The organism is Bradyrhizobium archetypum, from assembly GCF_013114835.1.
GTDB classification, from domain to species: Bacteria; Pseudomonadota; Alphaproteobacteria; order Rhizobiales; family Xanthobacteraceae; genus Bradyrhizobium; species Bradyrhizobium archetypum.
Genome location: NZ_JAAVLW010000004.1, coordinates 195,720 through 208,985, shown reverse-complemented (window position 1 = coordinate 208,985; position 13,266 = coordinate 195,720). Strand labels below are relative to the sequence as shown.

Sequence of the window (13,266 nt, the reverse complement as noted above, 5' to 3'; positions counted from 1 at the left end):
GGATTTGGTCGCGGCGCACGACCACGGGTTCATTGTGGAAAAACAGGCCCGCGCCGGTCAAGCGCGACCGATCGCCCTCCCTAAGGCCTTGTGCGGGCGCAGCTTTATTCACGAACTCGTGTGGCGCGCGCCGTAACAATCGCCAGCCCGTGCCGTATTTTGGGCATCAGAGAATTGAGCCGATTTGCGAAACGCAGGTCCCGCTCTAGACTGCCCCAACCATTGCCGAAAGAGGAAACCATGTCCCCTCGCCATTTCAGCCGCCTGTCGCTGTGCGCCGCCGCCATCGGCGCGCTGGCCATTGCCGCTGTTACCATCAGCCCCTCGCGGGCCGCCGAGGAAGCCGTCATCATTCCGCCGCCCGCCGTCGACGTTCAGCCGGCTGACGGCATCCAGACCGCCGTGCTCGCCGGCGGCTGCTTCTGGGGCGTCCAGGGTGTCTACCAGCATACCGCCGGCGTGCTCAACGCGGTGTCCGGCTATTCCGGCGGCAGCAAGATGACGGCGAACTACACCATGATCGGCACCGGCACGACGGGACACGCCGAGTCCGTCGAGATCAAGTACGACCCGAAGAAGATCAGCTACGGCAAGATCCTGCAGATCTTCTTCTCCGTCGTGCACGACCCGACGCAATTGAACCGCCAGGGTCCTGATGTCGGCACGCAATATCGCTCGGCGATCTTCACGACCAATGACGAGCAGAAAAAGGTGGCAGAAGCCTATGTCGCCCAGCTCAACGCTGCAAAGGTCTACAAGAAGCCGATCGTCACCAAGATTGGCCCGCTGCAGGCATTCTATGCGGCGGAGGACTATCATCAGGATTACCTGACGCTGCACCCGAACCAGCCCTATATTGTCTTCAACGACATTCCGAAGATCGAAAACCTGAAGAAGATCTTCGCGGAGAATTACATCGAGAAGCCGACGCTGGTGAGCAACGCCAAGGCTACCAATTAAGAAGGCTAGCAGTAGAGGGAGACTCCATGTCCGACACCAAAACATCCGGCAAGGTCGTCAAGAGCGACGCGGAGTGGCGCCGCGAACTGACGCCGATGCAATATGCCGTGCTGCGCGAGAAGGCGACCGAGCGGCCGTTCACGGGCGAATATGAGCACGAGCACCGCAAGGGCACCTACATCTGTGCCGGCTGTGGCCAGACACTGTTTGAGTCCGATGCCAAGTTCGATTCCGGCTGCGGCTGGCCGAGCTTTACCGCGCCGGCGGTGGATAGCCATGTCGACGAAGAGCGCGATTTCAGCCACGGCATGATCCGCACCGAAGTGCTATGCTCGAAATGCAACGGGCATCTCGGCCACGTCTTCAACGACGGCCCCGGCCCGACCGGCCTGCGCTACTGCATCAATTCGGCGGCATTAAAGCTGCAGCCGAAGTAGCGCTGCATTCTCCACTTGTGATGCGCGGGCTTGACCCGCGCATCCATCGCTTTCTTTGAGGTGATGCATTGCCGGGTCACGCCCGGCAATGGTGGGGAGACGTCGTTCCAACTTTTTTTCGAACCTGACTTTAACCCCGTGCGACCAAGGGCTGGTCGCGCGGGGCTTTTTTGTTGATGGGATGCTTCCGACCCGGCGCCCAGACAAGGATGAATTTCGATATGCCCATTTCCAAACGCCTGCTGCTCGGTCTCGGGCTTGCCACCTTCATGATGGAGAGCGTTGTGATCCAGCCTGCCCGCGCCGCCGACAAGGTTTCGCTATTCAAGGTCATCACCACCAAGGACGAAATCGTAATCGGCGTCAGCGAGGCCGATCTCGCCCAGATGGAAGGCCAGAACGCCGGCGGCATCGCCAAAATGCTGGTCGCCAAGGGCTCGATGAGCGCGTGGCAATACGCGGTGCGCAAATCGTCCAGCGGCGATCTCGAACAAGCGCCACTGCACAAGATCGGTCTGATCGCTAGCGACTCGCTTCGAGTCGAGCCCTATGCGACGCCGCTGAAAGTGCTACCGATCGACGAGACGAAGGAGTGACGACATAGGCGTCATTCCGGGACGCAAAGCGAACTCTGGTGCGCAATTGCGCACCTGAGAATCCCGAGATTCCGGGTCTGGTCCTTCGGACCATCCCGGAATGACAATCTCCAACTGACCTTGTCGGCGGATCGACCAAGGACTCGCTTCCCGGAATGTGCTTTGATCCGGCTTTCTCGCCGCCCGCGGGCCTTTTGGGGAGCGCGCCATGTCCTTGGGGACGATACTCGTCATCATCCTGATCATCGTCCTGCTGGGCGGCTTCTCCGGCCGCATCCGGGGCTATGGCTACGGTTATGGCCATTCCGGCATGGGGCTGGTTGGGGTGATTTTGATCGTGCTCCTGATCCTGCTGCTGCTCGGCAAGATTTGATGCGCCTTAAGCTATTGAAAAGACTTGATTAAATTTTGGTTCCCCGCAGCCATGCGTGGATTCATCATCACCCCCGATGACGGGCTTCAGGGGTTCGCATTTCTGTCAGAGAGGCTTATATTAGGCCTTGAAATGACGTGCACGGCGCGCCGCCCCTGTGGCCCACCGTCATCCAATCCCCATTGCTCACACGAAAAGAGCCGAAAAAGATTGAGGTCACCGACCATGCGTCCATTCAGCTACAACACCGCCGCCGAACTGTTTCCCGCCGCGATCCGCAAGAAAAAGCGGGCGGGCTTTGCCTATCGGCGTTTTGGCACCGCGGCGGAAGCGGTTCGCTTCGCGATCGAGGAGCTGCCGGCGGACTCGCTGAACGGCGCCTATCTCCAGGTCGAGGAAGCCCGCTTCGACCAGAGCGGCATCCGCTCGCTCTATGAAAGCGACGCCTTCCCGCTGCCGCGCCGCCCGCGTCCGGCCGCTAGGACCGACGACAAGGCCGACGCGGCCTGAAGTCTCCATATCTTCAAACAGCGCGCCTCCGGACTTCATCCGGGGGCTTTTTTTCTTGATCCTTCTACGTGACCTGATCCGAAAACCGGTCGCCACTTTGCACTAGAGTAACGCGGCCCTGCGGGTCGGGCTCACGCGCGCGGTTGCCGGTCGAGCCAGCGCTTGAGCATGCGCACGTTGCGGACGTTGGCGCGGAACATGACGTCGAAGGCATCGCCCGCCACCGGCACCAGCCCGACCGCGCCGTCGAGTGCGACATTGGCGAGCATTCGCGCCGTGATGTACCAGGGCGCGCCCAGCGCGCGCGCCTCGCGCACCAGCCACAGCGAAATCGCCGTCGTGATGATGTCGCCGACCACCGGGATCAAGCCGATCAGCCCGTCGATGCCGTAGCGGAAATTGGTCCCGGGCACGATGAAGGCGACATCCAGCAATTTTGCGATGGCATCGAGCCGCGCCAGCCGCTGCTCGCGCGTCAATTCGCCGAACGGATTGGCGGCGGCATGACCGAAATCGAATCGCGTTCCCTCGAATCTTGTATGCAGATCTGGCTCGGGAAGCTCGCGCCCCTCCTGGTCGATGACCGGGCCGCGCCCGGGCGCACGCGTCCGGAAAGATTGCCCGGAGCGTGAGCGGGGCGGTGTGTAGATATCGTCGTCTGGCATGGTCATCAGATGGTAACGCAAAAGCGAGGCGCAAGTTGCGTCACGCCGTCGCTGCTTTCGTGGATCGGATCCGGAAGGTTTAAGGCAACGCTGTTATCGCCGCCAACAGATCGCGCGAAAGTCTCACGTCGAATGCGCTGCCTGCGGTTCGTCCGCGTATCGGTGCACCACCCACGACGACAACATCGCAGGCACCATGCCGACGAGACCGTAGAGCACAAACTGCAGCGCACCGGTGTCCGGCCCGCGCGAGCCATAGAGCAATGAGGCAGCCGCAAAGCCGATCGCGGCCACGATCAGGATCCGCACCGCCGGCGCGATGCGCTTGACGTGATAGAGAATGTCGTCGATCGCGCCGACCATCAACGCCGGCACGATGCCGAACAAATAGCTATATTGCAGCGTCTTGACGAACGCGCCGAGGAATTTCCCGATCTCCGTCCAACTGGTGTCGGTCCAATATCCCGAGGCCACCGTGGTCGCCAACAGCATCAGGAAACCGCCGACGAACGGGCCGATCGCTCCAAAGATCAGATAACGCTTCATGGAACTGTCTCCTGGCGCCACCTACTGCAATACAGCAGCCCAGGGGCCAAGTAAATTTGTCCGGCCTTACGCTCCCGAGCGCGCCGCCAGCACCAGCAGCCGCCAGCACGAACATCTGAATCAGGTTGCGCCAAAGCGCGAATGAACAAACGTTCAGCAATGCTGCTCCGACCCTATCCTGTGCCAAGCTAAAGCAACTTCCGGGCAGTTCCCGACTTATTGCTGGTGGGAAAAAGTGGCACGCCCCTGCGAAGGGGGAAGCCATCATTGGCAACGATCGGCCGGTTGGAAAGTTGTCCGGCCGGCAAAGCGATTTCGCAGATGCGCTGAAACCTGCGAACTGCAATGCGAGCGTGCCGAGATTTGGAAAGAACGAGGCGGCATTGCCGCGATGCGAGAACCGTAAAGGCGACACTTCGATGTCCATGCAGACTTCCGCCGTTCAACGGTCCACCCTCGGGCTTCACACGCTCGAACAATACGAGGCGCTGATCGGCGCTGCGGCGGCCGAGCGCATAGCGGCAAAGGCAGATCGGGTGCGCACGATGCGCGTCGCCCATATCAGTTCGACGTTCTATGGCGGAGGCGTTACCGAACTGCTCACGCCGCTCACGCTCATGATGAATGCGACCGGCATCGAAACCGACTGGCACTTGATTCAGGGAACGCCGGGCTTCTTCGGTTGCACCAAGAAGCTGCACAATACGCTGCAGGGCACCAGCTCGGAATTTTCCGAGGCTGAAAAGACGATCTACGAACAGGTCGTGTTCGAAAATGCCACGCGGCTTCATCTCGACGACTGCGACGCAGTCATCGTGCATGATCCTCAGCCTCTGCCGCTCATCAGGCATTTTTCCGATCGGGAAATGCCGTGGCTCTGGCAATGTCACGTCGATCTGTCGTCGCCGCACGCGGCCGTATGGAATTATCTGCGCCAATTCGTCGAGCAGTATAACGCAGCGGTCTTCTCGCTACCGGAATACGGCCAGCATCTTCGGGTCGGCCAGCATTTCATCACGCCGGCGATTGATCCGTTCTCGGCCAAGAACCGGGAGATGTCCGACCGGGAGCGACGAGAATTCCTTGGTAACTACAAGATTCCGACCGATCGTCCATTGGTGACGCAGATTTCCAGGTTCGACCGGTGGAAAGACCCGATGGGCGTGATTGAGGCTTTCCGCAAGGCGAGAGAGCAGGTCGACTGCACGCTCGTGCTGGTCGGCAACAATGCCTCCGACGATCCCGAGGGCGGAAAAATTCTCGAGCAAATCGAGAGCGCCGCCGATGAAGGCATCATTGTTCTCAGCGTCGACGATCCGACCCTGGTGAACGCACTGCAGCGCTCGGCCGCCGTGGTCCTGCAGAAGTCGACCCGCGAAGGATTCGGCCTCACGGTCACCGAGGCGATGTGGAAGGGCGCTGCCGTCATCGGCGGCAATGTCGGAGGCATCCGGCACCAGATCAAGGACGGATGGAACGGATTTCTGGTGAACACGCCCGATCAGGCGGCAGCGAGAATCGTCGAGCTCTTGAAGAATCCGAACCTGCGGAAGGAGCTCGGCGCGCGGGCGAAAGAAAGCGTGCGGCAGAACTTTTTGATGAGCCGACTATTAGAGGATTGGCTCGACCTGCTGTCCAAATACGAACGGCCGGTGGTTTGACGGTTGGGTTCGATCTCGATGGTAGAAAGCCCATGCGGATTGCCCAGATAGCGCCTCTGGCCGAAAGCGTTCCTCCCAGGCTTTACGGCGGCACGGAGCGGGTGGTGGCGTGGCTGATCGATGAGCTGGTGAGCCTGGGACATGAGGTGACGCTGTTTGCCAGCGGAGATTCAAGGACGAGCGCCAAGCTCCATGCCGTCTGGCCTCGGGCGCTTCGCCTTGGCCGCCCGCGAACGGACCCGATGGTGGCGCAGGCGGCGCTTTTGGAGGCGGTGGCGCGGCACGCGAGCGAATTCGATGTCATTCACGCGCATATCGATTGGCTGCACCTGCCACTCCTGAGCCGGCTCGGCGTTCCGTTTCTGACCACCTGCCACGGGCGCATGGACTTGCCTGGCTTTCCGGACGTGGTCCGCAGCTTTCCCAACGCGCCGTTCGTTTCGATATCGGACAATCAGCGCATTCCCCTAAGCGAGGCCAACTGGATCGGCACCATTTATCACGGCTTGCCGGCCGACCTGTTTCGACCTTCGTTCGAGGCCGGCTCCTACCTTGCCTTCCTGGGCCGGCTGACGGCGGAGAAGGGACCGGAAGCCGCCATCCGGATCGCGCGCGCCGCCAAAATGCCGCTTCGTATTGCCGCAAAGGTGCCGCGCGGGGATAGAAACTACTTCAAGGACCAACTCGAGCCGCAGATCGATGGCGAGCAGGTCCAGCTCACCGGCGAGGTCAATGATGAAACGAAGCGGCAGTTTCTGGCGGGCGCCGCGGCACTATTGTTTCCGATCGATTGGCCAGAGCCGTTCGGGCTCGTCATGATCGAGGCCTTGGCGTGCGGCACGCCCGTCATTGCCTTCAAATCAGGTTCGGTGCCTGAGGTCATCGACGACGGCATTACCGGCTTCGTCGTCACCGGCGAAAGGGAGGCGATCGAGGCGATCGGAAGACTCCCCGAACTCGATCGGAGCCAGGTGCGCAAGCAATTCGAGAAAAGGTTTACCGCAAGGCGGATGGCACAGGAGTATCTCCACCATTACACCGCACTGGCTCGCGACCGCACCAGTGAAGCTATCCCGGCATGACGTGGGTGGCCGGGCATAGGCGAGCAGAAACGACGCCGTCCTCCAGACGGCTATGCCCGGCTATGACGATGCGGTCACTTTCGACCGGCAGCCGCTACAGCCGTCACCGGCTCGTTCTTCTTTCCGAGAATCCGGTCCGACCCAAAACGAATGGTCCATTGCGCCACTGACAGCAGTAACGATTCATAGATCGCCACGCACTGTTCGAGCTCGCGATCCGTTGATGGCGGACAATCGGGGCGGTTGCGGACGATCATCGTCGTCGTCGACCAGCTCAGCCGCGCCGCCTTGCAGGCGACGATCAGGCCATACACCCGCTCGGGTTCGAGGAAGGGCTCGATCGCCTCGACCTTGACGTCCGCCTTCAGGGCAAGGGCGGCGACCACGAGGTCGTATTCACCCCTCACCGCAAACCGGTTCACGGTCATGTCGTTGAGCTTGCCGGTCCGATTGAGCGCCACAACCTCGCTCTGCGCTTTGGTGTAGTCAATCGCCTTCCGGGGCACGCTGTTCTGCGCGGCAACAGCCGCAGAACCCTGGGTCTTCTTCCGGGCGACGGGTCGCGACGCCGTCAGGAACCGCGCGCGAACCACGTCGGCGACCTTGACGATCAGCTCGCGCAGCAGATTGCCGGGAATGTCCAGGCGAAGGCCGAGCTTTTCGGCGAGGTCTTCGTCGCGCTCCGCCCTGCCGACCAGCGTTGCGTAACCGCATTCGGAGAAGCGCGCGCCCGTGTTCCGGGCCAGCGCGTTGGACACATTGACGTCGCCAAACCGCATCAAGGCGTCCGTCAGCGCTTCGTTGAGCGCCTTTCGGTCGGAGATCGCCAGCAGATGCTGCTGGCTGCGGCTCCGGGCGATTTCAAGCAGGTCCTCTTCCGACAGACAGACAGAGTGTCTCAAGACCGGTCCGGCGACCAGAACGTCATCGTGAAAGGCAAGGTTGCGGACGGTCCGGCGCGGCGCCGCCACGATCGTGGACACCGCTTCGCTGAGCGGGACCAGGGTCGCCGCGGCCACCCGCTCGACCAGCGGGGCGAGGACGCCATCGACGGCAGCGATCTGGGATTCGCTGAGCCGATCGACGTTGTCGAGGAACAGGTCCGTCACCTCCCCGAAGATCTGGGCGTCGTGCTCAGGTCCGCCCTTTTCGGCGCCGTTCAACTCCGCGCGCAGGCTGGACGATGCGGCAGACATAGCTATAGCGCCTCCGTCAGGATCGTTCCGGCGCGCCGCAACGCCATCGGCAGCGGCCATTCCATCGCGCGGATGGCCGGCATTTTCGTGGATCCATCGGCAGCGGTAGGAACAAGCATGTGAGCGCCACTCGAAAGGCCGGCTTCGGCAGCCCTTTCACTCCAACGAAAGCAATAAGACGCGCGCGAGCTATAACGGCCAATCGTACTCCGTCTTCCCTAACGGGTGGTTGTTCCGGAGCGTGGATTTTCCGCATTTATACGGAGTTTTAAGAATTGGACGGCGACCTCGGCTGCGGCCGGTAGCCCGGCGGCCTTGTGCGAGCTCACTCGGGGGCAGAGCGCCACATCCGTCCATCTCTCAAAGCCCATCGACATGACAAAGAAGCGCACTGCCAGAGTCGAATTGTCTTCGCGCCCGCGCTTCGGTTGACGTGGCGCACTCGCAACAGTCGAGAGAAGTGTTGATGCAAACATTGCAGCTTCACAGCATTCGCGCATAATTCGCGGCGGGGTGGCGCAGCACTTTTCGATTCGGACATCGGCAGAAATCGAGCAACCACACCGGGCGAGTTCCCGGTGATGGACGACGCGTGCGGCAGCGCAAACCGCGTGCAGCGCCTCCAGTGAAGAGCGGCCAGCACCGCGCGCAACCCTTGGGGAACGGCTCAATGACCATCCATCATACAAGCAAGATCGCACTTCTCTTCGCCATCGCCTTTGCGGCGACGGCACTTTCCGCACGCCCAAGCCTCGCCTTCTCGGAGGCGCAGCAGATGTGCACCGGCGACGCCATGCGGCTATGCGGCCATGAAGTGCCCAACGTGCAGCGAATCACCGCTTGCATGGTCAAGCACCGCGCGCAGCTCAGTCCGGGTTGCCGTGCCGTGATGGAGCGCGAAGGCGCCGCGCGGCGGCGAGCCGCCGCCGCCGCGGAGTAACGGATCGCTTCACCCGATCACGAATGCAAAAGGCCTCAGCAGCTTCCGCTGCTGAGGCTGTTTTCTTGGTTAGAACGCTTTGGCTACGCCGGAGGCGAGGCTTACTCCCCCCACGCCGCAAATGCGTCGTTGAACGCGCGTTCGCCGGGAGAGCCCTTTTCGATCGCGATGATGGCGCGGCGCTGGTTGACGTAGACCAGCGGCACATCGAACCATGAGCGCTCCTTCAGGAGCTGCAGATTGCGCGAGCGGTCGGAATCAACGTTGGAGAGGCCGACCAGGAAGAAGCCGTCGGTGACCTTCACGGCGAGGCCGGCCAGCGGGGTGCCGCGGGCCTGCTCGTTGGACTTCATCAGGATGCCCGGCACATTGCCGACGCCGCCGCCGGAGAAATCCTGCGGCAGGATGAAAGTCAATTCCGCGGTGTGGCTCGCCGGCAGCGAGGAGTCGGTATTGCGGCGGAACGACATCGTCATCTTGAACTTGCGGTCGGGAATCTCGATGTCGGCACGCACGGCGATATCCGGTTTCTGGTTGCCGCTCGCCTTGATCGGTTCGGTGCGCCAGATCACCGAGCCGACATATTGCTTGCCCTTGGGGTCGGACGGGTCCTCGTCATACAGCACGACGCGCTGCGCCACTGCCGCTACGTTGTCGCTCGACGAGGGCTGGCCGACGCGATCGGGGATCTTCGGGCGCGACTGCGGCGCGGCCTGGTCCTTCGGCGCTTCCACCACGGGCGAGGATTTGAACAGGCCGCTGAAGGCCGTCACAAGCGACTTGCCCCACAGGATGCCGGCGCCGACCAAAATGAGCACGATGCCGACGGCAATCGCGCTCTTGAACGGAAACGCAGCGCCGGCGCGCTTCTTCGGGGGCTCGCGATCCTGCGAGAGCCGCGGACGGTCGCGCAATGGCGGCGGCGGGTAGCGGTCGGCCTCCGCCAGCGACTCGTCATACGAATAAGGCACCTCGGGATCGCCGCCACGATTTTCCATGCTGGGCTCAAGCCGGTCGAATTCCGGCGAGGGCGACGGCACGTTGGCATAGGTCTTTCGCGCGTTGCGGTTGGCCTGGGCGGCGGCGCGGCCGAGATCGTCGGCGTCGGCTGCGATGTCGCGGAAGCCGCGCATGCCCGGCGGCTGCGGGGGCGTCGGCGGCGGGCCGCCGTTCTCAGGGCCGCGGCGGGGGCCAGCGCCGCGCTCGCGGGGCGGCGGTGGCGGCAGGCCCGCATCCTGCGTCGGAATCTGTGGCGGCTGCGGCCGCGGCGCGCCGGGCGGCGGCGCATCGGCGCGCAGGTTGCGCTGCGGGCGCGGCTCCTCGCCAAGCGGCGGACGGCCTTCGCGCGAGGGGGGCTGCGAAGCGGGACGCGGCCGCGGCGGCGCGCCAGAAGAAGGCGCTGCTTCCGGCGGGCGGGCATTGGCACGACGGAAGGGTTCGCCGGAAGTGCGCGCAGGGCCGCCCGGCCGCGAGGCCTCGCGGGCGCGCTGGGCGGCTTCGGATTCGACCTTGCGCACAGCCTCTTCCAGCGACAGCCGCTCGCGGGTGATTTCCGACTCGGAAAGCGGCGGCTGAACGCTGCGCAACTGCGCGATCAGCGCGGTGCGGGCCCGCTCATAAAGCGCACGGCGGCTCTCGCCTGGAGCATTGGGATCCAGGCCGGCGATAGCACGTGCGATCAGCGGGTAATAATCAGCCATTTCTCTTCAATACTGCAGCTCTATTTAGGAGTCTTGGCGGTAACATCCCGTTAAGCCTCGAACGGGTTCTGTACCAGAATAGTATCCTCGCGTTCGGGGCTGGTGGAAAGCAATGCAATGGGACAACCCACGAGTTCCTCGACCCGGCGGACATATTTAATCGCCTGGGCCGGCAAGTCCGCCCAGGAGCGGGCATTGGCGGTCGGCTCCTTCCAGCCCTCGATGGTCTCGTAGATCGGCACCACCCGTGCCTGGGCACCCTCGCCCGCCGGCAGATGGTCGATTTCCTTGCCGTCCAGCATGTAGCCGGTGCAGACCTCGATGGTGTCGAAGCCGTCGAGGATGTCGAGCTTGGTCAGCGCCAGCCCGGTGATGCCGCAGGTACGGACCGTCTGCCGCACCAGGGCGGCATCGAACCAGCCGCACCGGCGCGGGCGGCCGGTGTTGGTGCCGAACTCGCGGCCACGCTCGCCGATTTTGCGGCCGATCTCGTTGTCCTGCTCGGTCGGGAACGGGCCCTGGCCAACCCGCGTCGTATAGGCCTTGCAGATGCCGAGCACATAGCCGACCGCGCTCGCGCCCATGCCGGTGCCGGTCGCGGCCTGTGCGGCCACCGTGTTGGACGAGGTGACGTAGGGATAGGTGCCGTGATCGACATCCAGCAGCGCACCCTGCGCACCCTCGAACAGGATGCGCTTGCCTTCGCGGCGCTTGAGGTCGAGCAGCCGCCATACCGTTTCGGCATAGGGCAGGAGCTTCGGCGCCAGCGCGGTGAGCTCTTTGAGAATGCCTTTGCCGTCGATCTCCTCAAGATTGAGGCCGCGCCGCAGGGCATTGTGGTGCGCCAGCAGGCGGTCGATCTTGTGCGGCAGAGTGTCGAGATCGGCGAGATCCATCAGGCGAATCGCACGGCGGCCGACCTTATCCTCGTAGGCCGGGCCAATGCCGCGCCGGGTGGTGCCGATCGCGGTGACGGCGTTACTGGATTCGCGCAGTGCATCGAGGTCGCGATGCAAGGGCAGAATCAGCGTGACATTTTCGGCAATGCGCAGGTTTTCCGGGCCGACGGTGACGCCCTGGCCCTTCAACCGCACCACCTCGTCGAGGAAGGCTTGCGGATCGAACACCACGCCATTGCCGATCACGGCAAGCTTCGACGGCCGCAGCACGCCTGACGGCAAAAGCGCCAGCTTGTAGGTCTCGCCGTTGATGACCAGCGTATGGCCGGCATTGTGGCCGCCCTGGAAGCGCACGACGATATCGGCCTGCTCCGACAACCAGTCGACGATCTTGCCCTTCCCTTCGTCGCCCCATTGGGCACCGACGACGACAACATTGGCCATTTTTAAGGTGTTCCCTGCAAATCTCTTGGTTCCAGCATGACTTCACCGGAGAACCGATATCTACGTTTCCGGACCATGCTCTAGCTCGCCCAGCCAAAATCACGGCCGGGGCCGCTCGCGTGCAGGGCGCCCCACCGGATAAAGGAAGCAGGTGATCTAGGCAAGCAAGAAGGCGGCTTTAAGGGGGCGTTAGAACCGCTCCAACCCATTGATATGCCCATAAAATCTGTGACCATCTGAGGCCGGCGGTCGCACGATTGCATTAACATTTGGCCATGACGGAAAGGCGATGTCGAAAACCACCCGTGCGACGCAAGCGCTGGACAAGCTTGGCGTGAAATTCACTCTGCACGCCTACGACTACGATCCGGGTGCGGCGAGCATCGGGCTGCAGGCGGCGGAGGCGCTCGGCGTAGAGCCGGCGCGCGTGCTTAAGACGCTGATGGCCGAGGCCAACGGCAAGCCGGTTTGCGTCGTGGTGCCGTCGGATTGCGAAGTCAGCATGAAGAAGCTCGCAAGCGCCTTCGGCGCCAAGGCGGCCAGGATGATGCGGCCGGCGGATGCCGAACGGCTGACCGGCTATCATGTCGGCGGCATCTCGCCGTTCGGGCAGAAAAAGCCCGTGCCGGTCGCGATCGAGGAATCCGCGCTCGGCCATGCAAGCGTGTTCCTCAATGGCGGCCAGCGCGGCCTGCAGGTCGAACTCGACCCCAATGACGCCGTGAAGGCCGCGGGCGCGATCGCGCGGCCGCTTGTGGCATGAGCGGCCTTCGCTCGGACCGCGCGCTACCTGGCGAGTTTGGGCCGCATCTGCGCCCATAGCATTGCCTCGATGATAGCCTCGCGCAGTTTCGGGCGCTGCTCCTCATCGCATTCGATGAACGCCAGAATGGAATTGGCGCGAACGGCGAATTGCTGACGTGTTTCGGCTTCTTCGGCCGATGTCGGCTTGCTCAAGGAATGACCCATCATCTCTAGAAATTCGACCTCACGCTCGGAGCAAGCTGCGATGAACGCAACTGCCTTTCAGCCCGTGGTCCCAACAATCGAAAGGACGCTTCGCTAGTAAAAATAACCCAGCACAATCGCACGCCACCTCGGAAAACAAACGAAGGTTGGGTTGCGTGAATCACTCGTCCTTTGATTGCATATTTGCCTCGCGGCTGGCAACTCCAATCGGCAGGCACGCAACAGGCAAGGCGCGCTGCATGGTCGCGATGCATCCTGCACCATTGATGAGCGCCGCAAATCCGTGTC

At 62.7% G+C, this 13,266-nt stretch carries 15 protein-coding genes; 9 read left to right on the top strand and 6 right to left on the bottom strand.

The window, feature by feature from the left end:
* Positions 1-240: 240 nt before the first annotated feature.
* The 5 genes from msrA to HCN50_RS13715 all read left to right on the top strand — a co-directional run bounded on the left by msrA (position 241) and on the right by HCN50_RS13715 (position 2,876).
* Positions 241-960: a peptide-methionine (S)-S-oxide reductase MsrA gene (gene msrA, locus HCN50_RS13735; protein ID WP_171710199.1), complete on the top strand. Its 720-nt coding sequence runs from the start codon at positions 241-243 to the stop codon at positions 958-960.
* A gap of 26 nt (positions 961-986) precedes the next feature.
* Positions 987-1,397 (top strand): peptide-methionine (R)-S-oxide reductase MsrB, encoded by a 411-nt coding sequence (msrB, locus tag HCN50_RS13730; protein WP_171710198.1) that lies wholly within the window; start codon positions 987-989, stop codon positions 1,395-1,397.
* Between the two features lie 221 nt (positions 1,398-1,618).
* Positions 1,619-1,993, top strand: a complete 375-nt coding sequence (locus tag HCN50_RS13725) for a hypothetical protein (RefSeq protein WP_235976956.1) — start codon at positions 1,619-1,621, stop codon at positions 1,991-1,993.
* A 208-nt stretch (positions 1,994-2,201) separates the two neighbouring features.
* Complete coding sequence (locus tag HCN50_RS13720; protein ID WP_171710197.1) at positions 2,202-2,366, top strand: DUF3309 family protein; 165 nt, start codon at positions 2,202-2,204, stop codon at positions 2,364-2,366.
* 225 nt (positions 2,367-2,591) lie between these two features.
* On the top strand, positions 2,592-2,876 hold the full coding sequence (locus HCN50_RS13715; RefSeq protein WP_171710196.1) for a hypothetical protein: 285 nt from the start codon (positions 2,592-2,594) through the stop codon (positions 2,874-2,876).
* A gap of 131 nt (positions 2,877-3,007) precedes the next feature.
* Here the strand turns inward: HCN50_RS13715 and HCN50_RS13710 are convergent, their stop codons facing one another.
* Both HCN50_RS13710 and HCN50_RS13705 read right to left on the bottom strand, forming a co-directional pair.
* The gene (locus HCN50_RS13710) at positions 3,008-3,547 is read right to left on the bottom strand and encodes a DUF4112 domain-containing protein (protein WP_171710195.1); all 540 of its coding nucleotides are present in this window, start codon (positions 3,545-3,547) and stop codon (positions 3,008-3,010) included.
* Positions 3,548-3,664: 117 nt separating this feature from the next.
* A complete protein-coding gene (locus tag HCN50_RS13705; RefSeq protein ID WP_171710194.1) occupies positions 3,665-4,087 on the bottom strand; it encodes a DUF5413 family protein in 423 nt (140 codons plus the stop codon).
* A gap of 419 nt (positions 4,088-4,506) precedes the next feature.
* On the opposite strand from HCN50_RS13705, the gene HCN50_RS13700 reads away from it, so the two are divergent.
* Positions 4,507-5,748 (top strand): glycosyltransferase, encoded by a 1,242-nt coding sequence (locus tag HCN50_RS13700; protein WP_210264919.1) that lies wholly within the window; start codon positions 4,507-4,509, stop codon positions 5,746-5,748.
* Positions 5,749-5,780: 32 nt separating this feature from the next.
* Positions 5,781-6,830 carry a glycosyltransferase family 4 protein gene (locus HCN50_RS13695; protein ID WP_171710193.1) on the top strand — a complete coding sequence of 350 codons (1,050 nt, stop codon included), beginning with the start codon at positions 5,781-5,783 and terminating at the stop codon, positions 6,828-6,830.
* Between the two features lie 74 nt (positions 6,831-6,904).
* On the opposite strand, the gene HCN50_RS13690 is transcribed toward HCN50_RS13695, so the two are convergent.
* On the bottom strand, positions 6,905-8,026 hold the full coding sequence (locus HCN50_RS13690; protein ID WP_171710192.1) for a DUF2336 domain-containing protein: 1,122 nt from the start codon (positions 8,024-8,026) through the stop codon (positions 6,905-6,907).
* A gap of 670 nt (positions 8,027-8,696) precedes the next feature.
* Between HCN50_RS13690 and HCN50_RS13685 the strand changes: the two genes are divergently transcribed.
* The gene (locus tag HCN50_RS13685) at positions 8,697-8,966 is read left to right on the top strand and encodes a hypothetical protein (RefSeq protein WP_210264918.1); all 270 of its coding nucleotides are present in this window, start codon (positions 8,697-8,699) and stop codon (positions 8,964-8,966) included.
* 101 nt (positions 8,967-9,067) lie between these two features.
* Here HCN50_RS13685 and HCN50_RS13680 read toward each other — a convergent pair whose 3' ends face one another.
* Entirely contained in the window at positions 9,068-10,666 is a 1,599-nt protein-coding gene (locus HCN50_RS13680) for a hypothetical protein (RefSeq protein WP_171710190.1), read from the bottom strand.
* A 50-nt stretch (positions 10,667-10,716) separates the two neighbouring features.
* A complete protein-coding gene (locus HCN50_RS13675) occupies positions 10,717-12,009 on the bottom strand; it encodes an adenylosuccinate synthase (protein WP_171710189.1) in 1,293 nt (430 codons plus the stop codon).
* A gap of 289 nt (positions 12,010-12,298) precedes the next feature.
* On the opposite strand from HCN50_RS13675, the gene ybaK reads away from it, so the two are divergent.
* Entirely contained in the window at positions 12,299-12,772 is a 474-nt protein-coding gene (ybaK, locus tag HCN50_RS13670) for a Cys-tRNA(Pro) deacylase (RefSeq protein ID WP_171710188.1), read from the top strand.
* 23 nt (positions 12,773-12,795) lie between these two features.
* Here the strand turns inward: ybaK and HCN50_RS13665 are convergent, their stop codons facing one another.
* Positions 12,796-12,966 (bottom strand): hypothetical protein, encoded by a 171-nt coding sequence (locus HCN50_RS13665; RefSeq protein ID WP_171710187.1) that lies wholly within the window; start codon positions 12,964-12,966, stop codon positions 12,796-12,798.
* Positions 12,967-13,266 lie beyond the last annotated feature (300 nt).

Bases quoted from the DNA above. Each gene is read 5' to 3' on its own strand.
- msrA (WP_171710199.1), top strand. From the start codon at position 241: ATGTCCCCTCGCCATTTCAGCCGCCTGTCGCTGTGCGCCGCCGCCATC.
- msrB (WP_171710198.1), top strand. From the start codon at position 987: ATGTCCGACACCAAAACATCCGGCAAGGTCGTCAAGAGCGACGCGGAG.
- HCN50_RS13725 (WP_235976956.1), top strand. From the start codon at position 1,619: ATGCCCATTTCCAAACGCCTGCTGCTCGGTCTCGGGCTTGCCACCTTC.
- HCN50_RS13720 (WP_171710197.1), top strand. From the start codon at position 2,202: ATGTCCTTGGGGACGATACTCGTCATCATCCTGATCATCGTCCTGCTG.
- HCN50_RS13715 (WP_171710196.1), top strand. From the start codon at position 2,592: ATGCGTCCATTCAGCTACAACACCGCCGCCGAACTGTTTCCCGCCGCG.
- HCN50_RS13710 (WP_171710195.1), bottom strand. From the start codon at position 3,547: ATGACCATGCCAGACGACGATATCTACACACCGCCCCGCTCACGCTCC.
- HCN50_RS13705 (WP_171710194.1), bottom strand. From the start codon at position 4,087: ATGAAGCGTTATCTGATCTTTGGAGCGATCGGCCCGTTCGTCGGCGGT.
- HCN50_RS13700 (WP_210264919.1), top strand. From the start codon at position 4,507: ATGTCCATGCAGACTTCCGCCGTTCAACGGTCCACCCTCGGGCTTCAC.
- HCN50_RS13695 (WP_171710193.1), top strand. From the start codon at position 5,781: ATGCGGATTGCCCAGATAGCGCCTCTGGCCGAAAGCGTTCCTCCCAGG.
- HCN50_RS13690 (WP_171710192.1), bottom strand. From the start codon at position 8,026: ATGTCTGCCGCATCGTCCAGCCTGCGCGCGGAGTTGAACGGCGCCGAA.
- HCN50_RS13685 (WP_210264918.1), top strand. From the start codon at position 8,697: ATGACCATCCATCATACAAGCAAGATCGCACTTCTCTTCGCCATCGCC.
- HCN50_RS13680 (WP_171710190.1), bottom strand. From the start codon at position 10,666: ATGGCTGATTATTACCCGCTGATCGCACGTGCTATCGCCGGCCTGGAT.
- HCN50_RS13675 (WP_171710189.1), bottom strand. From the start codon at position 12,009: ATGGCCAATGTTGTCGTCGTCGGTGCCCAATGGGGCGACGAAGGGAAG.
- ybaK (WP_171710188.1), top strand. From the start codon at position 12,299: ATGTCGAAAACCACCCGTGCGACGCAAGCGCTGGACAAGCTTGGCGTG.